Source organism: Pandoraea aquatica, from assembly GCF_902459565.1.
Taxonomy (GTDB): Bacteria; Pseudomonadota; Gammaproteobacteria; order Burkholderiales; family Burkholderiaceae; genus Pandoraea; species Pandoraea aquatica.
The window spans coordinates 820,554-841,598 of sequence record NZ_CABPSN010000001.1; the positions used below are offsets into that span (position 1 = coordinate 820,554).

14 protein-coding genes, 1 tRNA gene and 1 pseudogene are annotated in these 21,045 nt (G+C 60.9%); 11 read left to right on the forward strand and 5 right to left on the reverse strand.

Annotated elements, in window-relative coordinates; translation table 11 throughout:
• Nucleotides 1–174: 174 nt before the first annotated feature.
• From PAQ31011_RS03390 to PAQ31011_RS26670, 4 genes and pseudogenes are all read left to right on the forward strand, one after another.
• Nucleotides 175–2,913, forward strand: a complete 2,739-nt coding sequence (locus PAQ31011_RS03390; RefSeq protein WP_150574464.1) for a DDE-type integrase/transposase/recombinase — start codon at nucleotides 175–177, stop codon at nucleotides 2,911–2,913.
• A gap of 34 nt (nucleotides 2,914–2,947) precedes the next feature.
• The gene (locus tag PAQ31011_RS03395) at nucleotides 2,948–4,075 is read left to right on the forward strand and encodes a TniB family NTP-binding protein (RefSeq protein ID WP_174989907.1); all 1,128 of its coding nucleotides are present in this window, start codon (nucleotides 2,948–2,950) and stop codon (nucleotides 4,073–4,075) included.
• Between the two features lie 271 nt (nucleotides 4,076–4,346).
• Nucleotides 4,347–4,544: pseudogene (locus PAQ31011_RS26995) on the forward strand (TniQ family protein); the annotation flags it as partial.
• 345 nt (nucleotides 4,545–4,889) lie between these two features.
• Complete coding sequence (locus PAQ31011_RS26670; RefSeq protein ID WP_246179318.1) at nucleotides 4,890–5,393, forward strand: hypothetical protein; 504 nt, start codon at nucleotides 4,890–4,892, stop codon at nucleotides 5,391–5,393.
• A 154-nt stretch (nucleotides 5,394–5,547) separates the two neighbouring features.
• On the opposite strand, the gene PAQ31011_RS03405 is transcribed toward PAQ31011_RS26670, so the two are convergent.
• Nucleotides 5,548–5,634 (reverse strand) — tRNA-Leu (locus tag PAQ31011_RS03405).
• A gap of 326 nt (nucleotides 5,635–5,960) precedes the next feature.
• Here PAQ31011_RS03405 and PAQ31011_RS03410 point away from each other — a divergent pair.
• Nucleotides 5,961–6,836 (forward strand): squalene/phytoene synthase family protein, encoded by an 876-nt coding sequence (locus tag PAQ31011_RS03410; RefSeq protein WP_150574467.1) that lies wholly within the window; start codon nucleotides 5,961–5,963, stop codon nucleotides 6,834–6,836.
• A gap of 99 nt (nucleotides 6,837–6,935) precedes the next feature.
• Here PAQ31011_RS03410 and PAQ31011_RS03415 read toward each other — a convergent pair whose 3' ends face one another.
• Both PAQ31011_RS03415 and PAQ31011_RS03420 read right to left on the reverse strand, forming a co-directional pair.
• Nucleotides 6,936–8,162: a DUF1501 domain-containing protein gene (locus tag PAQ31011_RS03415; protein WP_150574468.1), complete on the reverse strand. Its 1,227-nt coding sequence runs from the start codon at nucleotides 8,160–8,162 to the stop codon at nucleotides 6,936–6,938.
• 187 nt (nucleotides 8,163–8,349) lie between these two features.
• Complete coding sequence (locus tag PAQ31011_RS03420; RefSeq protein ID WP_246179379.1) at nucleotides 8,350–9,780, reverse strand: DUF1800 domain-containing protein; 1,431 nt, start codon at nucleotides 9,778–9,780, stop codon at nucleotides 8,350–8,352.
• A gap of 963 nt (nucleotides 9,781–10,743) precedes the next feature.
• Between PAQ31011_RS03420 and ompR the strand changes: the two genes are divergently transcribed.
• The 4 genes from ompR (at nucleotide 10,744) to PAQ31011_RS03445 (ending at nucleotide 14,380) form a co-directional block, all read left to right on the forward strand.
• Nucleotides 10,744–11,469 (forward strand): osmolarity response regulator transcription factor OmpR, encoded by a 726-nt coding sequence (gene ompR, locus PAQ31011_RS03430; protein ID WP_010808867.1) that lies wholly within the window; start codon nucleotides 10,744–10,746, stop codon nucleotides 11,467–11,469.
• Nucleotides 11,470–11,664: 195 nt separating this feature from the next.
• Nucleotides 11,665–13,005, forward strand: coding sequence for an ATP-binding protein (locus PAQ31011_RS03435; RefSeq protein WP_150574471.1), 1,341 nt, complete (start codon nucleotides 11,665–11,667; stop codon nucleotides 13,003–13,005).
• A gap of 240 nt (nucleotides 13,006–13,245) precedes the next feature.
• Nucleotides 13,246–13,794 (forward strand): peroxiredoxin, encoded by a 549-nt coding sequence (locus PAQ31011_RS03440; RefSeq protein ID WP_046292231.1) that lies wholly within the window; start codon nucleotides 13,246–13,248, stop codon nucleotides 13,792–13,794.
• 58 nt (nucleotides 13,795–13,852) lie between these two features.
• Nucleotides 13,853–14,380 (forward strand): carboxymuconolactone decarboxylase family protein, encoded by a 528-nt coding sequence (locus PAQ31011_RS03445; protein WP_150574472.1) that lies wholly within the window; start codon nucleotides 13,853–13,855, stop codon nucleotides 14,378–14,380.
• A gap of 148 nt (nucleotides 14,381–14,528) precedes the next feature.
• Here PAQ31011_RS03445 and ispF read toward each other — a convergent pair whose 3' ends face one another.
• Entirely contained in the window at nucleotides 14,529–15,050 is a 522-nt protein-coding gene (ispF, locus tag PAQ31011_RS03450) for a 2-C-methyl-D-erythritol 2,4-cyclodiphosphate synthase (RefSeq protein ID WP_150574473.1), read from the reverse strand.
• A gap of 64 nt (nucleotides 15,051–15,114) precedes the next feature.
• Nucleotides 15,115–15,837 (reverse strand): 2-C-methyl-D-erythritol 4-phosphate cytidylyltransferase, encoded by a 723-nt coding sequence (ispD, locus tag PAQ31011_RS03455; protein WP_039397887.1) that lies wholly within the window; start codon nucleotides 15,835–15,837, stop codon nucleotides 15,115–15,117.
• Nucleotides 15,838–15,945: 108 nt separating this feature from the next.
• On the opposite strand from ispD, the gene mfd reads away from it, so the two are divergent.
• A complete protein-coding gene (gene mfd / locus PAQ31011_RS03460; protein WP_150574474.1) occupies nucleotides 15,946–19,410 on the forward strand; it encodes a transcription-repair coupling factor in 3,465 nt (1,154 codons plus the stop codon).
• Between the two features lie 288 nt (nucleotides 19,411–19,698).
• On the forward strand, nucleotides 19,699–20,913 hold the full coding sequence (gene argE / locus PAQ31011_RS03465) for an acetylornithine deacetylase (protein ID WP_150574475.1): 1,215 nt from the start codon (nucleotides 19,699–19,701) through the stop codon (nucleotides 20,911–20,913).
• Nucleotides 20,914–21,045: the final 132 nt, after the last annotated feature.

Genomic DNA, 21,045 nt, shown 5'->3' on the forward strand with positions numbered 1-21,045 from the left:
CACCGACGACTGTAATCCCCTTCCCCACAGGTCGTAACACTAGCCCTCCTTCGTGAGCGGCTAGTGTCCGTTGTCATTCGCGCTGAGCTGAGCCTAGCCGACTCAGCGCGGACGGCGTCCGCACGTCAGGACCTTTTGCGTCTTGGCGTGCGGGAGCCATTGCAGAGCATCGACATGAAGTACATAGACACCGATGCGCTTTTGCGCATGACGGAGACTCTCGCTCTGACACACGAAGGCAGGGACTACGTGCGCCAGAGCATCCTTAACGAAGGCCCATCGCGGAAGGTCGAGTCCAAGGTAGGTAACGTTGTTACCAAATACGTGAATCGGCTCACCAACGTCAGCGAGACGGCTGAGAGTTTGGTGGAGTACGCTGCGACCATGTCCTACGAGATGTCACTCGCCACGGACTATTACGCGAGTCAACCACCGCCCATCCACTATCGGCAAACTGTTCATCGTTTGATGAAGGGCAGAGAGTCCACCTACAACTCCCCCACCCAGTACACGGCAGACTTTCTCGTCGTGGAAGACGGGCAAGTCTTCGTAGATGAGTGGAAGACTGAGGCAGAACTGCAGACACTTGTAGCAAAGCAGCCATACAGATACCAGAACGATTCGGGAGTCTGGAAGTGCCCGGAGCGCCAAGATGAGTTTGGCAGGCTTGGGATTACCTATCGGCTGCGTGCGAACACGGAAATATCGCCAACGCTTCGAGATAACGTCGAGTACCTTCAGACCTACATCGCGTCAGAAGCAGCACCGGTGCCGGGAGCCAACCTTGAATGCATCCTGACCGTTCTGAAAGACAGCGCACTGGAATCCACGACGATTGAGCAGCTCATGTCGCGCTCATGCGGATTGGAGGTTTCAGCATCGGGTGAGCAGGTGAAAGTTCAGTACTTCACCATCGACCACGTCCACAAAGCACTTGTGGACAGACAGATTCTGGCTGACTGGGAAGAGGACCTTTTTGGCGAGCAACATCGGGCCATTGTTTGCCTGTCGCAAAAAGCCCTGGACGCCCTCCGAAGCTCGAGACCAGCCCGTCACCTCGTGCAGTGGCAGGTCGACTTCGCGCTTAGAGAAGGCGCGATTTTCGAACTCGATTCCGAGACGTTCGAAATACACACGGTAAGTCCTGATGACGTGCATTTGGTGAGCGAAGGCGGCAAGGCTCTCTCCATCTCTCGTCGAGAGTTTGCAAGGCGATTCGGCACCGACATTCGGCCAGTGCGTCAGGACGGTGACTCTCCAACAGAGTCCCTGCGCCACGTCACGGTGAAAGAGTTGAATCAAGCGACGAATCGACGCCTGCAAGTCAATGCATTTCGACTCGGGAAGAATGTCGGCGCCGCAAGCCGCCGCTCGCTACAGCGCTGGACGCAACTGATACGTCTCGCCGGCACAAGCGATGTCGCGCAAATCATCGCCCTTTTGCCAAAAGTACGTCGCGGCAATCGAACTAAGCGGTATGACCCGGCGCATGACGAACTCCTCAGCAAGGTCGAAGCGGACGGAAATACTCCGACGAACCCCACCGGGAAGTTTAGCTACAAGCAGTACGTGACGGCTTGCGAGAAGGCCGGACTCAAGCCACTTTCGACCAAATGGTACTACCACCAAAGTAAGGCGCTAAAGGACACAACTCTTCGCCTCGGCGCCAGACGCGCGTATCAGTTGCAAGCGCAGGTCTTGAACCTTGAGCGAGGAGACTCGATTCAAGGCTTACACCCGTTTCATGTAGTCCACATCGACCACACACAACTCGACTGTTACGTCGTGATTCGGACGCGCCATGGCGAGAAGCGAAAAATCCGACCGTGGTTGACCGTCGCTTTCGATGCGTATTCACGGACGGTGCTGGCGTTGTACATCTCGGCGCATCCGCCGAATTTCGCGTCGGTGATGATGGTTCTTCGCGAAATGGTGTCCCGACATCGCAGAAAACCGGACATTCTAATCGTCGACAACGGCGCCGAATTCAGGTCCGACGCAATGCATTACTGGTGCGTGTCATTCAACATCCATCTCCGCTTTCGGCCAGCGCATCACCCTCGCTTTGGCAGCGTACTTGAGCGCTGGTTTGGAACAAGTAACACCGAATGCATACACAACCTGATTGGAAATACGAAGGCAACGAAGCACGTTCGAACGATGACAAAGTCAGTCAATCCGCTCAATGCAGACCTGCTGGATTTCCCGGTGCTACATGCGTTGCTGGACTACTACGCATACCACGTTTACAACACCGCCCCGCACTCCGCCACGCATGTATCACCTGCAGACGCACTGGCTTTCGGATACGAACGTACGGGTAATCGGCCGCATCAGCAGGTCGAATATGACGAGGATTTCTACCTGCGTACTTGCATTCCTTTCACTCGAGGCGGGGTGCGAAAAGTCGAGTCGGATGGTGTTCTCTTCTACGAGATTCCCTACTTTCACGAAAAGCTCTCGCATGCCATCGGCATGACGATTCCCGCCGTATACGACCCGTGGAACTGCGGGCACATTTACGTAGCATTGGGTGGGGAGTGGCTCAAATGCGTTTGCAAGCTCACGGCGAAGCTGGAGAAGCTCAGTCACTGGGAACTAAGGTATGTATTTGACGCGATTCGCGTGGTCACCAAGGATGCCAAGAAGTCTGGCGTGAATAACCGCGTCATCACACTAGAAATAATTGAACGCTTCATAGACGCGTACCTAGACGGAAGACTGAACGAAATCGCGTCACCTTCTAATAGGAATCGGCGCTCACCGCCTCCGGACAACAACCTGCATGAGATTAGCGAAACGCCCGCGCCAGAGAACACACCACTGGCAGATGACGCGCTGACAGACACCCATCCACCCGCCAGAGAAGAAAAAGACGACCATGCGGACGTCGAAATTCTGGAGCAATTCTGAGAGACTCAAAATGATACTTCGCCCCACATTGGAAATGGCTCAGCAGGGAGGCCTGGACCTCAAACTGCAATACCTGAAGGACACGATTCGCCTCCCGCATAGAAATATGATAGACGCGCTCGACCGCATTCGCACGTCAATTGCTCCCTTCGCAAGCGGTAACCTCACAACCGTCGTGGGGCCACCCGGAATTGGCAAGACGAAGCTTGGGGAAAAGATTCTCGAGGACACGATATCGCTATATGCGGACGAAATGCGTGCAGACCCCTCATTTATCCCCGTCATTAAACTTGACGTCCCGCCCTGCAAGTCGAAGTCGAGCACATTTCCCTGGCGAGATTTCTACAGAGCCATCTTGCACGAACTCATGGTCCCCGAGGCGGACCTCCCCGCTCAGTTCTCGCAACGACCGGGAACAAGTTCCGTCCTTGGAACGCGAGCACCTGGAGAGGAATCGGCCATACATTTTGCTCAATACGTAGCAGGCCAAGCTCTATCGAGACGACGAACAAAAGTCGTCATCCTCGACGAGTGTATTCACTTCGCGAACGCGTTGCACTCATCCCAAGATTGGGGCAACGTCCTCAAATCGCTCGCCAACAATAAGTCCATTACGTTCCTACTTCTCGGTGCATACGGCACAGAGACGATTGTTCGAGCGAGCGGACAGTTGGCGAGGCGAACGGACATTATTCATTTTCCCAGATACGGAAATACTCCAGAAGATGTAAAGGCGTTTCGCTCGGTCGTCGCTTCCGTGCAAGCTCGCTTCCCTCTAGCAGGCGCCAAGTTCGAGCACCTTTGGAAAGACCTACTTTTGGGAAGTTTTGGAATCACTGGCCAATTCATCCGCATCCTTATGACGGCGCTCCGGCTCCTCGAGCAGATGAACAAGGGGAAGGACATCAATTCATGCAAATGGAGCGACGACATTGTCTATGCGGCAATGCCTTCGCCCGAAGAGTTCGAGAGTATTTCGGATGAGACTGTCAAGGGTGAGTTCTGCATCACGCCCTTCCTCAGAAGGCCAGCGAAGGATGCAATGACCAGCCTCCGCGCCAAGCACAAGGAGGCGATTTTGTTCCAGACGAAACTGCGAAAGGCCGCATCCTCGTCGACACGGGCAAAGCGCTCCAACAAAGCAAAGGCAGCAAATGCTTGAAGCACTTCTTGAGGCCCAAGGCATACCAACGCGCGCTTACTTCCCGGACGTTGCCCCACTGGGCGTGGACGGTGCGACTCGTGAAAACCTCTTCAGCTTAGTGTGCAGAATTGCGCTCAGTCATTACGTTCACCCGCACGCGGTCGCTGAGAACAAAGTGTGGCCAATCGTTAAGCACATGCCGGGAATGGGCGGAAGCGCTTTTTCGCATGGATGGAAGGAAGGAACAATGTCGGGATTCGGTCCTATGGCAAAAGCATGGGTGCACGGCATGAACACGCTTTGTGTTCGCGATGACCTAGACCGGTTGACGTTACTCCCTCTCGAAGCCTGGCTGCATGGATATCGACTAGGTCTTTGTCCGGGGCGTCACTGCCCTGCCTGCGTCGAGAACGACCTCAGCTCCCCATTGGGCCCGTATGACCGCTTGCTTTGGACGCTTCCAATGGTCAACGCGTGCCCGATTCATGAGGTGCGTCTGCTTGATTACTGCGCCTGCGGTCGAACAGCGGCTCGCACGTATTTCACCCCCGGCCGATGCAGACATTGCGATGAGCCCCTCGCTATTTCGCCTGCAGAACCGGCAGACGCTCGCTCAGTCGACGTTGCGCGCAGAGTCGCCAGACTGCTCGACGCTGCGTCAGCGTTCAAACACATCACTCCGAGGCATGACCGGACCGCTCAGTTTTTGAGTCACGCCATAAAGGCACACTACGGAGGAAAGTACTGTGTATTCGCACGAGAATTCGACGAGTCAAAATCGAATGTGCATGGCTGGGTCAATGCCAAAACTACGCCTTCGCTTCCAGTACTCTTGAAACTCTCTCAGTTCTTCGACGTGCCAGTGGAAGACACCATCCTTGGAAACAAACCAGACACGTGTGTACAGGGACTGAGAACATGTGCCCCCGAACTGGTCGAGAGACAAAGACGCAACGCGAGCACAATTATCGATTGGGCCGCGACTCGTGATTCCATTGAAAGCGACCTCGCGAATCCGCTGTCGTCGCGAACCCTTGGGGAGATTGCCACATCCCTCGGCATCGGGATGCGGACTCTGAGAAAGGAACTGCCCGAACTTTGCGATGCCGTCTTTCAACGGACGAAAACGCGCATCCGCAATAAAGCAATCGTTCGAGTATCAGTTCGTAGGGACCACTATCTTGAGACCCACGCACGGCTTTCCAGAGTTGCGGGGCGCTCGGTATCACGGCGCAAGGTGTTGGCTGCCGCCACAGAATGCCGATATGACCGTACAGAAGCCAATCAATTCCAACAGAAGGCCGTGAAACGCTTCGCTCTGGCGAGCCGCAACTGATGAAATATCGCGACGGAAGCTGAGCACGGCTTTCGTCGCCACGCGCTTTCTCGCCAAATGAGAATCAAGGGGGATTTTAGGAACCATAAGTTGTCGTTTACCGCCAACTTATGGGTAACTCGACACCTACGAAACCGATGCCAAAACGGGGAGTTGGTGCGAGGAAGGGGACTCGAACCCCTACACCCTTTCGGGCGTCAGGACCTAAACCTGGTGCGTCTACCAATTTCGCCATCCTCGCAGCCCGTGGGTGTCGTTACCTTTTAGGTGCGACATCCCGGCATCGGGTCGACGACATGCTTGCGTCCTGTCGGACATGAAAAAGGGCGACTTGTCGCCGCCCCGCTGCATGCGTCAAAGCAGGCGCGTATTCTACACGAACCATTTTCGACCGGCAATCTCCGCTCGAGCCCGCGCCGTCCCACGCGTCCACTCGGCTCGCAATGCTAGAATTCGCACCAATTCATGGCTTCTGCCCCGCCGCGCACTTGAGCCCTTGAGCGATTACGCGCCCAAGCGCCTGCGCACCGATTTCCGGGCACCTGACCAAACCGATACCCCATTCGCATGCAACCCCACGAGACCGCCGACGACGCCTCCGGCTCCCCCGCCACCTCCACCCAGGCCAACGCATACTGCCGCCAGAAAGCAGGCCCGCCCGGATCCGCGCTCTACTACGCCTTGCTTCAACTCCCGCCGTCCAAGCGCGACGACGCCTACGCCGTCCACGCCTTTTGTCAGGAAATCGCCGATATCCACTCGGCCGTTCATGACCCCGGCGTCGCGCACGCAAAGCTCGACTGGTGGCGTCAGGAACTGGCGCGCCTCTTTGCAGGCAACCCCGCACATCCGGTCACGCGAGCACTGCTTCCCGTCGTACAGAACAGCAAGCTCGCGCGCGAAGCTTTCGAAGCCGTCCTGCACGGTGCCGAGATGGATCTCTCGCAGATGCGTTATCTCGACTTCGCCGGCCTCACGCACTATTGCGACGCCGCCGGCGGTGCCCCCGCAGAACTCGCGTCCCAAGTCTACGGCTTCGACGATCCGCAAACGCCCGCCCTCGCTCGCGCCCTCGGTCATGCCATCACGCTCGGCCGACGTGTCACCGATGCCGGTGTCGACGCGCGCTCCGGTTACGTCTACTTCCCCATCGACGAGCTTCAGCGCTTCGGCGTCACCGCCGCCGATATCCAAAACGGCAAGTACTCGCCCGCCTTCGTCGAACTCATGAAGTTCCAGCACGCACGCGCACGTCAAGCCATCATCGACGCCGCCGCCAAGATTCCGAAACAGGATCGTCGTAAGCAACGGCCGCTGCTCGCCCTCGCGGCGCTGCAATTGGCATTGATGGACGAGGTCGCAGCAAGCGACTATCAAGTGCTGCATCAGCGCATCGACCTGACGCCGCTGCGTAAATTCTGGCGAGCGTGGCGCGCGCGCTGAGCGCGCGAAATTGGGACGTCGCGACTGGGCGTGACACGGCGCGTGCCACTGCACCAGAGATCCGCGACCGCCGCAGCCCACGCGGTTGCGCCCCGTCAATCAAACCCGCAACACCTCCAACGGCTTGAACCCATCGCCCAGCACGGGTTGCGGGTTCAGGCCCCACCAGCGCTGCAGCACCGTCGCGTAGACGTCGCGGAAGTCGACGGCAAACGGCAAGTTGCCATTCCCATCCAGACGATCCAGTCTCGGCGCTTCTCCATACAAGCCACCGCGCACGCGTCCGCCTGCGATGAAGTGTGGTGCGACCGTGCCGTGATCCGTCCCACCACTCTGATTCTCACGCGGACGCCGTCCAAACTCGGCGTACGTCACGATCATCGTCGACTGCCACCGGTTCAACTCCGTCAGCCCCGCCCGCAACGCCATCATCCCCTGCGACAACTGACGCAACAGGTTCGCCTGCTGCCCCATCTGGTTCTGATGCGTATCGAATCCGTTGAGCGTCAGACGCAACACCGCCACGCCCCGCCCCGGCTGCGGCACACCCGCTGACGAATCCGCCGCGGCGACCACCTGCAACGCCGTTTTCACCACGTTACCGAAAGCCCCCTGCGGCATCGGCGTGCGCAAGACATACTGCCCCTGGCGCGGACGCAGACCGTCCGCCGCCTTCACGATGTCGTTCTCCACCCGCAGCACGTGCGCCAACGCCGGATTGCTCACCTGCGCAGCATTCGTCGACGCCAGGCTCGCATCACGTAAAAACTGCGCCGGATTCGTCAGCGTCACCGCCCGCGCGCCACCGCTCAACGGCCCCAACTCCGCACTGCCGACGATCACACCATCAGCATCGAAACCGGAAGGCACCGACCGCTCCGCAAACGCCCGCGACAACCATCCGTCACGCAAATACTCATCCGAGCGCGACGCCGTATTCCAGATCTCGATCGACCGGAAGTGCGAAAGATTCGGCTGCGGATACCCCACACCCTGTACGATCGCCAACTCGTTCGCCTGCCACATCGGCAACAAAGCGCGCATCTCCGGATGCAAACCACTGTGCTCGTCCAACTGCACAACCTGATCACGCTTGACGCCAATCGTCGGACGCAAGCTTGCATACATCGCATCCGCATAGGGGATGACCGTGTTCAGCCCATCGTTGCCGCCCTTCAACTCGATCAGGATCAGCAAATTGCCATAGTTGCCGCCACCGCCCGGCAATATCCCGGACAGATCGCGCGCAGCCGCCAACACCGGCGTCGGTGCCAGCCAAGCCGCCCCGAGACCACCCGCGAACGTCAGAAAATCACGTCGACGCATCTCACACCTCTCATGACCCGCCCAAACTCACCGCCTGAGCGCAAGTCGCTAACATACCTGTCACCACACTCGCCATCGCCCTGCATCCCAAGCGCCTGAATCGTCTCAGTCACGCGAACTGTCCCGAACGTCCCAATCGTCAAATCCCTCCCCCTCACCCCAGTCATTGCGATCGCCATCGCTTCGATCACTTCAACTGATACGCAGGGTCCATCAATAGCGCTTGCAGAAATGCCGCACTGTTGACGCCGGGCGTTTGCGGTGCGGCCGGGGAAAGGGGCAACACGGCGCGCTGCACGGACTCGCGCGCCTCCACGTCGGGCACGTCGACCGGCCCGAGCGTATAGGGTTGCAGCCAGCGAGACAGATCGAAACGCACGCCCGCCACCGTTCGCGGCATCGGCTGCGCAGGACGCAACGCCGCACGCTGCACGCCCGGACGCGCCGACATGGACGGCGCAGTCATCGATGGCCCACCGGCGTTGGCGTTCTCCGTCGCACGGAACATGCGCTCGACGAACTGCTTGCGCGCGAGCAGCGTGGAGCTGTCGATCCACGCGTCGCCACCCGGCCAGCCCTTCACGTTCGGCGGACGGAACAGATCCTGCCCGAGCACGCGCATTTGCTGCGCGAGCATCTGCGGATCGTCATAGCCGATGTCGAATTGCCGCACAGCATCCGTTACGAACTCGGACGGTGACTTCACAAGCGCACCGCGCGTGCGCGCATCCCAAAACGCCGGCGTGAGCAGCAAGGCGCGCAGCGCCACTCGAATGTCGTAGCCGCTCTCGCGGAACGTCGCGGCAATCCGTTCCACCTGCACCGGGTCAGGCGTCGGCGATACGAATTCGCGCCACAGCTTGCCGGTGACGAACACCGCCGTCTCAGGACGTGCCAGCAGAACGTCGAGCATCTGATCGCCGTCGAAGTCGCCCGTCTGGTTCAGCACCGTCTTCACACCCGTATCGTGGAAGTTGGGACGCCAGACGTAAGTCATCGTCGGCCTGTCGATGCTCCACCCCGTATAGGCGCGCGCCGCCTCGCGCACGTCCTGTTCGGTGTAGTGCCCTTCGCCCAGCGTGAACAACTCCATCACCTCGCGCGCGAAGTTTTCGTTGGGTCGCCCCTTTCGGCTGTTCGCGCCATCCAGATAGATGAGCATCGCGGGGTCCTTCGACACCTCGTGCAGCATCACGCCGAAGTTGCCCAGCGCGTTCGCACGCAGCAGCACGTTCTGGCGATAAAGCACGGCCGGCTCACGCACTTTGTCGTCGCTCGAGACGAAGTGGTTATGCCAGAACATCGTCATGCGTTCGGTCAGCGGCGACGGCGTGGTCGCCATTTCCTGTGCCCACCACGCCTTGAGCGACGCCGACATGCGATTGCGACGCTCGTTCTGCTCACGACGCAGCGCATCCGTCATGCCCTTGACCGGCACACTCGCCAAAGGCGGCTCCGTGACCCACGCCGGTGGCGGCGTGACCGCAGTTCGGCGTGTCTGCGCCAGCAGACGGTCGACGGCTTGGGCACGGGTCAGTCCGACAAAGGGAGCCAACTCGCGGGCGTCCGGCGCGTAGCCGGTGCGCGTGAGCAGGTAGCGCGCGTCGTCGGCCGTCAGTTCACGACGGGATGAGTCGACGGTGGGCGTCGCCGACTTCGACGCCTTGGTTCGCGCCGTCTGGGCAGTGTGTTGCACATCCGTATGACGAGAACCGGCGGCATAGGCGACCGACGAAGCAAGGCAGACCGCTGCCGCTCCCGAGAGAACCGTCGCACGCACGGAAACGGACTTCGCCCTAATTAATAGAGGCCATAGGGACGCGGCCGAAGGTGCCGATGTCCCGACTGGCCCCGACGGCGTCGGCCACGTCCCGGGCGAAGCCGTCGAAATAGGCAATCCAACGCCGGACTCGGTTTTTCGGACGCAAAAAAAGCCAGCGTCGGCAGAGGCTGGCGGGGTTCGGTTTTGCTTCATGTCACGCTCTCGTCAAAGTGGCGTCACTGGCGTTTTCGGAAGAAGCGTTTTGCAACTGGCGTTTCCCATCAGGTCCGAACGGGCTGGACAAGGGGAAAGGCGAGCGTCGTGTCAGTGACTATACAGTTCACGCACGGCGTCTTGAATGTGTTGACGCAGCAATCGTCGATCTTCTGGCGACATATGTCCATTGGGACGTCGCCCAGGGGGCGTATTCGGGAGGTCGTCGTTGCGGCGATCGGCGTTGGGATCGCTCGCCGGGGCATTCTTGGCGGGGTTTCGCGGCGACGGCGCAGGTGCCGCGCGCTGAATCCGGGGGGCGCTCGCGCCCTGATGCTGCGTACTGAAATGCGCGACGGGACGGGCATAGGTCACGCCCAGGTGTCCCCAGAGCATGATTCCCCCGAACAGTAGCGTAAACTCAGCAGCCCATCTCATCTTGTGCGTATGTCCTTCATGCCATGCGGCTGTTTTTGCCCTGGCAGGGGTGCAAGTGTACCCACTGCCTATGGTCAGCGCACAAGCCGTAGGGTAAATTGTGTAACCCTTTGTAACCCGCTTTGGCGGCCTCCTCAGTTCGCAACATTTCGGGCTAAGATACGTGGCATGGAAAACAAAAACTCTCCCAAAATTCTGGTTGTCGACGACGATCCGCGCCTGCGCGACCTGCTTCGTCGTTACCTCGGGGAACAGGGTTTCAATGTCTTTGTGGCCGAAAATGCAACGGCCATGAACAAGCTTTGGGTGCGCGAGCGCTTCGATCTGCTCGTGCTGGACCTGATGCTCCCCGGTGAAGACGGTCTCTCTATTTGCCGCCGTCTGCGTGGCGCGAATGACCGCACGCCGATCATCATGTTAACGGCCAAAGGCGAGGATGTCGACCGTATCGTTGGCCTCGAGATGGGCGCCGACGACTATCTTCCCAAGCCCTTCAATCCGCGTGAACTCGTCGCGCGCATTCACGCCGTTCTGCGTCGTCAGGCCCCGCCCGAACTCCCGGGCGCACCCAGCGAAACCATGGAGACGTTCGAGTTCGGCGACTTCGCGCTGAACCTCGCCACGCGCACGCTCACCAAGAACGGCCAGGAAATTGCCCTGACGACGGGCGAGTTCTCAGTGCTCAAGGTCTTTGCGCGTCATCCGCGTCAGCCGCTCTCGCGCGAAAAGCTCATGGAGCTCGCACGCGGTCGCGAATACGAAGTCTTCGACCGAAGCCTGGACGTGCAGATCTCGCGTCTGCGCAAGCTCATCGAACCCGACCCGGGCAGCCCCCGTTTCATCCAGACGGTGTGGGGTCTCGGCTACGTGTTCATCCCGGACGGCGGCGCGTGATCGCGCATCACGTCTCGCGCTACAAAACGACGCCGGTCGCGACGCATTCGCGCACCGGCGTCTTGTCTTGCCTCACCTCGCAATTCTTGCAATTCATGTCGTTCGCCGTGGCTCTCATGAGCCTCCGTCATTTCGAATCTTGCGCGCTTCGGACCTTCCGACCCGCCCACGTCACGCATTAGACGGAGCAACCCCATGCATCCGATTCGGATGGTACGCGGGCTGTTCGGCGGTCTGTTCTGGCGTACCTTTTTTCTCATCGCACTGCTCATCGGCGTCAGCCTCGCCGCTTGGTACCAGAGCTTTCGCGTGATCGAACGCGAGCCGCGCGCACAGCGCGTCGCCCAACAACTCGTCTCCATCGTCAAACTCACGCGCACCGCCCTGCTCTATTCCGAGCCGGACCTTCGCCGCGCGCTGCTTCAGGATCTTGAGAGTAATGAAGGCATTCGCGTCTATCCGCGCGAACCGGCCGACTCGATCGAGAAGCAACCCGGGGGTGTCGTACAGGACCTGATCGTGCGCGACGTACAGCGACGCCTCGGCACCGACACCGTCATCGCCGCTTCGGTCAACGAGATCCCCGCCATGTGGATCAGCTTCAAGATCGATGAAGACGACTACTGGGTCGCCATCGAACAAGACCGGATCGACACGGCAACCGGCCTTCAACTCTTCAGTTGGGGGACGTTCGCGCTCGCCCTCTCGCTCATCGGCGCAGCGTTCATCACCGCGCTCGTGAACCGACCGTTCGCGCGACTCGCCCACGCAGCCCGCGCCATCGGCGAAGGTCAGCGCCCCGATCCATTGCCCGAGCGTGGCATGGGCGAAGCGGCCGAGGCCAACCGAAGCTTCAATCAGATGGTGGAGGAACTCGACCGGCTCGAAGCCGACCGGGCGCTGATGCTCGCCGGCATCTCGCATGATCTGCGCACGCCGCTCGCCCGCTTGCGTCTCGAGACAGAGATGAGTCCTTCAGACGAGACGGTCAAGCGCGACATGATCAGCGACATCGAGCAAATGGACGAGATCATCGGCCGCTTCCTCGATTACGCGCGTCCGGCCTCACGCACGCCGCAGGCCGTGGATCTGTCCGAAATTGCACGCGATACGGCCGCCGCTTTCGACGGGCGCGAAGAGCTGAACATCAGCATCGAACTCGCCGACACGGCACTGATCCTGGCCGAGCGCACCGACCTCAAGCGCCTGCTCACGAACCTGATCGAAAACGCACGCAAGTACGGCCGCGATGCGCAAACGGACGTCGCCAACGTCCACATCTCCACGCGGGTCCTCGGCGAGCGCGTCGAGATGCGCGTGCGCGATACCGGCCCCGGCATCCCTGAGGAACAATTGCACCTCGTGTTCCGTCCCTTCTACCGAGTGGACACCGCCCGCACGAAGGCTGACGGAACGGGTCTGGGCATGGCCATCGTGCAGCGCATCGCAACGCGCTACAAAGGCCACGCCTCGCTGCGGAACGTGCACCCCGGCTCCGGCCTTGAAATCACGGTGTCATTTCCGCTTGCTAAATAAGTGTTTGATGTGATCGGACGAAAATTTGGCTATGCTCAAGGCTTGGCCTCGCCCGAAGCCGCAAAATCCTATCGAAGGGATTTGTTTTAACTATCCCCCGCATAAAAATAAGCTATTGCTATCATAGGTTTGATAGCGTATACTGCTTTGGTTGACCGGGATCGCGTGAACTCGGTCAGTTGCTAGTTTTGATGTCCTTGCGACATCACGACATAAACCGCACTAATTTAGGAGTAATCGATGAAGACTGTCGGCGATAAACTCGAAGCGTTCTCGGTCGAAGCGGCCAAGCCTGGTTTCAACAACCACGAAGAAAACGGCGTGTCGGCTTTCGAAACGATCACCGAAGCCTCGTTCCCGGGCAAGTGGAAGATCATTTACTTCTACCCGAAGGACTTCACCTTCGTGTGTCCGACCGAAATCGTGGAATTCGGCAAGCTGGCCAACGACTTCTCGGATCGTGACGCAGTGCTGCTCGGCGGCTCGGGCGACAACGAATTCGTGAAGCTGGCATGGCGCCGTGAGCACAAGGACCTGAACAAGCTGAACCACTACTCGTTCGGCGACACGACCGGTGCTCTGATCGACCAACTGGGCGTGCGCGACAAGCAAGCTGGCGTGGCTCTGCGTGCAACGTTCATCGTTGACCCGGACAACGTCATCCAGCACGTGTCGGTGAACAACCTGAACGTCGGCCGTAACCCGGAAGAAGTTCTGCGTATTCTGGACGGTCTGCAAACGGACGAACTCTGCCCGTGCAACCGTGCAGTTGGCGGTGAAACGCTCTAAGCGTCTCCCGAAGCCCGCGCAAGCGGGCTTTTTCAGCCCAAAGCAATAGGAGAAATTTATGGAATTCATCACCGCGATTAAGGCGCAGATCCCTGACTACGCCAAGGACATCCGCCTGAACCTCGACGGCACCATCGTCCGCTCCTCGCTGGAAGGCAACGACGCCGTCGGCGTGGCCCTCGCCGCCGCTTTCGCGGCCAAGAGCCAGCCGCTCGTCAAGGCAATTCGCGAAGCCGGCGTGCTGGCCCCGGAAGAGCTTGAAGGCGCGTTGACCGCGGCCGCGCTCATGGGCATGAACAACACCTGGTATCCGTATCTCGAGATGGCCGACAACGCCGAACTCAAGAACGAAAAGGCTCAGCTGCGCATGAATGGCTACGCCACGCGTGGCGGCGTCGACCAGCGCCGCTTCGAGATGTACGCGCTGGCTGCGTCCATCGTCGGCAAGTGCCACTTCTGCGTGAAGTCGCACGCGCATCTGCTCTCCGCCGAGCACGGCATGAGCACCGCGCAACTGCGTGACGTCGGCCGTATCGCTGCCGTCATCAATGCGGCCGCTCAGGTGATCGCTGCCGAAGCTGCGTAAGCGACATCGGCTTCGATGCGGCGGACGACACACGTCGTCGCCCAATCAGTCGCCCAATAAAAACGGCGCTACCGGACGATTCCGGTAGCGCCGTTTTGCTTTGTCCGGCCGACGGTAACGTCGGAGACTTAAGCGAACGTCAGCATGATTAGCGACCGATCAGCAACGCCGCCGCTTGCGCTTCAATGCCTTCCTGACGGCCGAGGTAGCCCAGCTTTTCGTTGGTCTTCGCCTTGACATTCACCTGCGTGACACTCACACCCAGTGCGTCTGCAATCGACTGCGTCATCGCAGCGATATGCGGTGCGAGCTTCGGGGCCTGCGCGATGACCGTGCAATCGACGTTCAGGATCTCGTAACCCTGCTCACGCACGCGACGCATCGCTTCCTTGAGCAAAACGACGCTGTTCGCGCCCTTGAACGTCGGGTCGGTATCCGGGAAGTGACGGCCGATGTCGCCGAGCGCCGCAGCCCCGAGCACGGCGTCTGTGATGGCGTGCAGCAGCACGTCGGCATCCGAGTGGCCGAGCAGGCCGCGCTCGAACGGGATCGTCACGCCGCCCATGATGAGCGGACGGCCCGGCACGAGGGCATGCACGTCGTAGCCCTGACCGATACGGAGTTTGGACAGTGCGGCCAGCGAAACAGGAGAAGCAGCTTGTTCAGTCATGTGGAGTCTTGAAATCGCCAGAGGCGGAAATACGGTACGTCAATTCACGTCGGAAGGTCGGCGCTCAGGCCGGTTTGGCCGTGCCGAGGAACGCCTCGGCCAGTGCGAAGTCTTCGGGATACGTCACCTTGAAGTTGCGCAGGCTGCCGCGCACGAGCTTCGGCGCGTGGCCCATGCGCTCGATGGCACTGGCTTCGTCGGTGACTTCTGCTCCGGCGGCGAGCGCGTCTTCCAGTGCGTGACGGAGCATGCCGAGACGGAACATCTGCGGCGTCTGCGCCTGCCAGAGCCCGTCGCGCGATTCGGTCGCCTGAATGGCCGCCAGCTTGCCCTTTTCGACAGGCGGCTGTTCGCGTTTGAGCGTATCGGCGACCGGCAGCGCCAGAATACCGCCGACGGGGTCGTCGCGCAGAGCACCCACGAGCGTGCGGATCAGTTCAGGCGTGATGCCGGGGCGCGCCGCATCGTGCACGAGCACCCAGTCGGTGTCCTGTGCGCCGAACTCGGTGAGCGCCTGAAGGCCGCCCAGCACCGACGCGTGGCGCGACGGACCGCCACAGCGGCGTACGGCGAAACGCAGCGTGCCGAAGCGTCGCCCGTCGAAATGATTGTCGTCCGGCGCCAGCACCAGCACGGTTTGCGCGAATTCGGAACAGGCGTCGAACGCGGCGAGCGCATAGTGCAGCATGGGACGTCCGCCGACGCTTCGGTATTGCTTGGGCACGTCGGCCCCGGCGCGTACACCGGCCCCGGCACACGGGATCACGGCAAAAAGTCGGTCGCTCACGATAAAACGCAGGTAAGGATAAAGCAGGGATTTTATAATAGACACTGACTGTCACGGGGCCCCATGCAAATGGAGCCCCGTGCTTTGCCATTTCTGCAACGTTTTCTTATGTCCTCCGCCAACGCCCTATCCCGTAATACCGTGCCTGTGCCGCTCGTGAAAGCGGGACAGCGTTACGCTTTCGCCGGCTCGCACGCCTCGAGCGACGCCCTGCTCATCGCCCGCTATTTCGAAGAGAATCGCGAGCGCCTGCCGTTGCTGGCCGTGGTCTGCGCGCAGGCCACCGACGCCCTGCGTCTTCAGCAGGAACTGAAGTGGTGCGCGCCGGAAGCCCGCGTGCGCCTGCTCCCGGACTGGGAGACGCTGCCCTACGACACGTTCTCGCCGCACCAGGATCTGGTCTCCGAGCGTCTGGCCACGCTGCACGATCTCGGCGAAAAGCGCTGCGACATCGTGCTCGTGCCCGCGACCACCGCGCTCTATCGCATGGCACCCGCCAGCTACATGGCCGCCTACACGTTCTTCTTCACGCAAGGCGAACGGCTCGACGAAGCGCGTCTGAAGTCGCAACTGACGCTCGCGGGCTACGAGCACGTGAGTCAGGTCATGCGCCCCGGCGAATACTGCGTGCGCGGCGGCCTGATCGACCTCTACCCGATGGGCTCGGCACTGCCGTACCGTCTCGATCTGTTCGACGACACCATCGACAGCATTCGCGCGTTCGACCCCGACACACAGCGCAGTCTGTATCCGGTGAAGGAAGTACGCCTGCTGCCCGGCCGCGAATTCCCGTTCGACGAACCCGCCCGCACGGCCTTCCGAGGCCGCTGGCGCGAAGTCTTCGAAGGCGACCCGAGCCGCAGCCCGATCTACAAGGACATCGGCAGCGGCGTGCCCTCGGCCGGCATCGAGTACTACCTGCCGCTGTTCTTCGAAGAGACGGCCACGCTGTTCCACTATCTGCCGGCAGACGCGCAGCTCGTTTTCGTCGGCGATCTCGACACGGCCATCAACCGCTTCTGGAACGACACCCGCCAGCGCTACAACTTCCTGTCGCACGACCGCGAACGTCCCGTGCTGCCGCCGGAGCAACTGTTCCTGCTCGATCAGGACTTCTTCACGCTTGCCAAGCCGTTCGCGCGTCTGACGCTGCCCACACCCGGCGACGGTAGCTGGGCGATTCCGCTGCCGCCGTTGGCGATCAACCGTCGTGCGGACGACCCGCTGGCCGCCCTGCGCGCCTATCTGGCCCGCACACCCGCGCGTGTGCTGCTGTGCGCCGACTCGGCTGGCCGTCGCGAGACGCTGCTGCAACTGCTGCACGACAACGATCTGCGCCCCGCAAGCGTCGAATCGCTCGAAGATTTTCTGACATCGGACAAGCGCTTCGCGATCGGCGTCGCACCGCTGGCCGCCGGCTTCCTGCTACCGACGGAAGACCTCGCCTTCGTCACCGAAAACGAGCTTTACGAAGGCCTCGCCCGCCGTGCCGGCAAGCGCCGCCAGGAGCAGGCGACGTCGGTCGACTCGATGGTGCGCGATCTGGCCGAGCTGAAGGTCGGCGACCCGGTCGTCCACAGTCAACACGGCATCGGCCGCTATCACGGCCTCGTCAGCATGGATCTCGGCGAAGGCGAAACCGAGTTCCTGCATCTTGAATACTCGGGCGACAGCAAGCTGTACGTGCCGGTCTCGCAACTGCATCTGATTTCGCGCTACAGCGGCGCAGATCCGGACACCGCACCGCTGCACTCGCTCGGCTCCGGTCAGTGGGAGAAGGCCAAACGCAAGGCCGCACAGCAGATCCGTGACACTGCCGCCGAACTGCTCAATCTGTACGCACGTCGCGCCGCACGCTCGGGCTACGCGTTCGAGCTGTCGCCGCGCGATTACGAAAAGTTTGCCGACAGCTTCGGCTTCGAAGAAACGCCGGATCAGGCCGCAGCCATTGCCGCCGTGATGAGCGATATGACGAGCGGCCGCCCGATGGACCGTCTGGTCTGCGGGGACGTGGGCTTTGGCAAGACCGAAGTCGCCCTGCGCGCGGCGTTCATCGCCGTACTCGACGGCAAGCAGGTCGCCATTCTCGCGCCCACGACGCTGCTCGCCGAACAGCACGCACAAACCTTCTCCGACCGCTTTGCCGACTGGCCGGTGCGCATCGCCGAACTCTCGCGCTTCAAGACGACGAAGGAAGTGAACGCCAGCGTGAAGGCGATCAACGAAGGCCAGGTCGACATCGTGATCGGCACACACAAGCTGCTCTCGAACGATATCCAGTTCCAGCGCCTCGGCCTCGTGATCATCGACGAGGAACACCGTTTCGGTGTCCGTCAGAAGGAAGCGCTCAAGGCGCTGCGCGCCGAAGTGGACATGCTCACGCTGACCGCCACGCCGATCCCGCGCACGCTGGGCATGGCGCTCGAAGGCCTGCGTGACTTCTCTGTGATCGCCACTGCGCCGCAGAAGCGCCTCGCGATCAAGACCTTCGTGCGACGCGAGGAAGACGGCGTGATCCGCGAAGCCATGCTGCGCGAACTCAAGCGCGGCGGGCAGGTGTACTTCCTGCACAACGAAGTGGAGACGATCGAGAATCGCAAGGCGCAACTCGAAGCGCTCGTGCCCGAAGCGCGCATCGTCGTCGCCCACGGCCAGATGCACGAGCGCGATCTCGAACGCGTGATGCGTGACTTCGTGACACAGCGTGCCAACGTCCTGCTGTGCACGACCATCATCGAGACCGGCATCGACGTGCCGACGGCCAATACGATCCTGATGCATCGCGCCGACAAGTTCGGTCTTGCTCAACTGCACCAGCTGCGCGGCCGCGTGGGCCGTTCGCACCATCAGGCCTACGCCTATCTGCTTGTGCACGACCCGAAGTCGCTCACCAAGCAGGCCCAGCGTCGGCTCGAAGCCATTCAGCAGATGGAAGAACTCGGCGCGGGCTTCTACCTCGCCATGCACGATCTGGAAATTCGCGGTGCTGGCGAAGTGCTGGGCGACAAGCAGTCCGGGGAAATCCACGAGATCGGCTTCCAGCTGTACACCGACATGCTGGCGGACGCCGTGAGCGCTCTGAAGGCCGGGCGCGAGCCGGACCTCACCGCCCCGCTCGCCGCCACGACGGAGATCAACCTGCACGTGCCGGCGATTCTGCCGAGCGACTTCTGTGGCGACGTTCAGGAGCGTCTCTCGTTGTACAAGCGACTCGCCAACGGCACGCATCCCGACGCCATCGACACGATTCAGGAAGAACTCGTCGACCGCTTCGGCAAGCTGCCGCAACAAGCGCAGGCGCTTATCGAGACGCACCGGCTGCGTCTGCTGGCCAAGCCGCTCGGCATCATCAAGATCGATGCCAGCGAGGAAGCCATCGCGCTGCAATTCGAGCCGACGCCTGCCGTCGACCCGATGCGCATCATCGAACTGGTACAGAAGCATCGCCACATCAAGCTCGCCGGACAGGACAAGCTGCGCATCGAAGTGAAGCACGCGCAGCTGACCGACCGCGTCCGGGCGATCAAGGAAACGCTGCGCGCGCTCGGCTCACCTGGCGCGAAAGCAGCCTGAGGTTCATTTCATTGCCATGCACACGACGCTTGCCCGGAACACCGCGAAAGCCCAATAAAACGAGCAAATTTCGTGTGCACCGCAGCAATTTCCACATCACCGCTTTTTTGCACGCCCGGGCAAACCCGCGCCCGGCGTGCTTTTTCCCGCGAGGCAAGAATGGTTGTTCACACAACCTTTTACCTCTAAATTATTTTTGAGTAACATTTCCCAGTAGCAATACGTATTCAACGTGATCGACGCATTGAACGTATTGATCGTATGACTGGAAGATTCCCGGAGATTCGAATGACAAGCGCTTCCCAAGCTATCGCCCCGCAGGCCACCAACGAGGCTCAGCCGGCATCGGTCGACTGGATCTCGAAGCTGGTCAGCATCGACACCACGAGCCGCGAATCGAACCTCGGCCTGATCGAGACGGTGCGCGACAGCCTCCAACACGCCGGTGTCGAGCCGTGGCTGTCGTATGACGCCACGAAACGCAAGGCCAACCTGTTCGTCACCCTGCCCGCGGCCGACGGCAACACCCAAGGCGGCATCGTCCTCTCGGGTCACACCGACGTTGTGCCGGTCGACGGCCAGGCGTGGGACACCGATCCGTTCAAGCCGGTCGTGCGCGACGGCAACCTGTACGGTCGCGGCACGTGCGACATGAAGGGCTTCATCGGCTCGGTCATGACGATGCTGCCCCAGATGCGCGACGCCAAGCTCAAGACGCCGTTCCACTTTGCCTTTTCGTATGACGAGGAAATCGGCTGCGTGGGCGCGCCGGTCATGCTCGCCGAACTGCGCGATCGCGGCATCCGCCCGGACGGCTGCATCGTCGGCGAGCCGACGAGCATGCGCGTGATCGTGGCGCACAAGGGCATCAACGCCTATCAGTGCTGCGTGCGCGGTCATGCAGCGCACTCGTCGCTCACGCCGAAGGGCTCGAACGCCATCGAATACGCTGCGCGTCTGATCTGCTACATCCGCGATCTGGCCGATCACTTCAAGCAGAACGGTCCGTTCGACGAACTGTTCGACGTGCCGTTCACCACGGCGCAGACGGGCACGATCTCGGGCGGCATCGCCCTGAACACGATTCCGGCCCTGTGCGAGTTCGTCTTCGAATACCGCAACCTGCCGGGTGTCGACGCCGATGGCATCTTCGCGCGCATCCAGGAATATGCCGTGAACGAGCTGGTGCCGAAGATGCAGAAGGAGCATCCGAACGCCGGCATCGAGTTCAAGAAGATTGCGGCGGCCCCGGCGCTCGACGCCTCGGAGCAGGACGCCATCACTCAACTCGTGCGTGCACTCACCAAGGACACCGACAAGCGCAAGGTCGCCTACGGCACCGAAGCGGGTCAGTTCCAGCTCGCAGGCGTGCCCTCGATCGTGTGCGGCCCGGGCAACATCGAACAGGCTCACAAGCCGAACGAGTTCGTGTCGCTCGAACAGATCGCACAGTGCGAGTCGTTCCTGCAAAAGCTGCTTCGCAGCAACACCGTCGGCGCTTAAGCGTGACTGTCGGCCCGGATCGCTTCGGGCCGACGCAGCATCCCAATTCAGGGACACGGTCAGCGCAAGCGCCGTCCAACCGGGCCGTATTCCGTGAGTCGGATGCGGCCCGTTGCCTTCCCGGCAAGTGCA

What these genes read in the sequence shown, in the direction of transcription:
- PAQ31011_RS03390 (WP_150574464.1), top strand. Translation starts at nt 175, where the DNA reads ATGAAGTACATAGACACCGATGCGCTTTTGCGCATGACGGAGACTCTC.
- PAQ31011_RS03395 (WP_174989907.1), top strand. Translation starts at nt 2,948, where the DNA reads ATGGCTCAGCAGGGAGGCCTGGACCTCAAACTGCAATACCTGAAGGAC.
- PAQ31011_RS03410 (WP_150574467.1), top strand. Translation starts at nt 5,961, where the DNA reads ATGCAACCCCACGAGACCGCCGACGACGCCTCCGGCTCCCCCGCCACC.
- PAQ31011_RS03415 (WP_150574468.1), bottom strand. Translation starts at nt 8,162, where the DNA reads ATGCGTCGACGTGATTTTCTGACGTTCGCGGGTGGTCTCGGGGCGGCT.
- ompR (WP_010808867.1), top strand. Translation starts at nt 10,744, where the DNA reads ATGGAAAACAAAAACTCTCCCAAAATTCTGGTTGTCGACGACGATCCG.
- PAQ31011_RS03435 (WP_150574471.1), top strand. Translation starts at nt 11,665, where the DNA reads ATGCATCCGATTCGGATGGTACGCGGGCTGTTCGGCGGTCTGTTCTGG.
- PAQ31011_RS03440 (WP_046292231.1), top strand. Translation starts at nt 13,246, where the DNA reads ATGAAGACTGTCGGCGATAAACTCGAAGCGTTCTCGGTCGAAGCGGCC.
- PAQ31011_RS03445 (WP_150574472.1), top strand. Translation starts at nt 13,853, where the DNA reads ATGGAATTCATCACCGCGATTAAGGCGCAGATCCCTGACTACGCCAAG.
- ispF (WP_150574473.1), bottom strand. Translation starts at nt 15,050, where the DNA reads ATGACTGAACAAGCTGCTTCTCCTGTTTCGCTGGCCGCACTGTCCAAA.
- mfd (WP_150574474.1), top strand. Translation starts at nt 15,946, where the DNA reads ATGTCCTCCGCCAACGCCCTATCCCGTAATACCGTGCCTGTGCCGCTC.
- argE (WP_150574475.1), top strand. Translation starts at nt 19,699, where the DNA reads ATGACAAGCGCTTCCCAAGCTATCGCCCCGCAGGCCACCAACGAGGCT.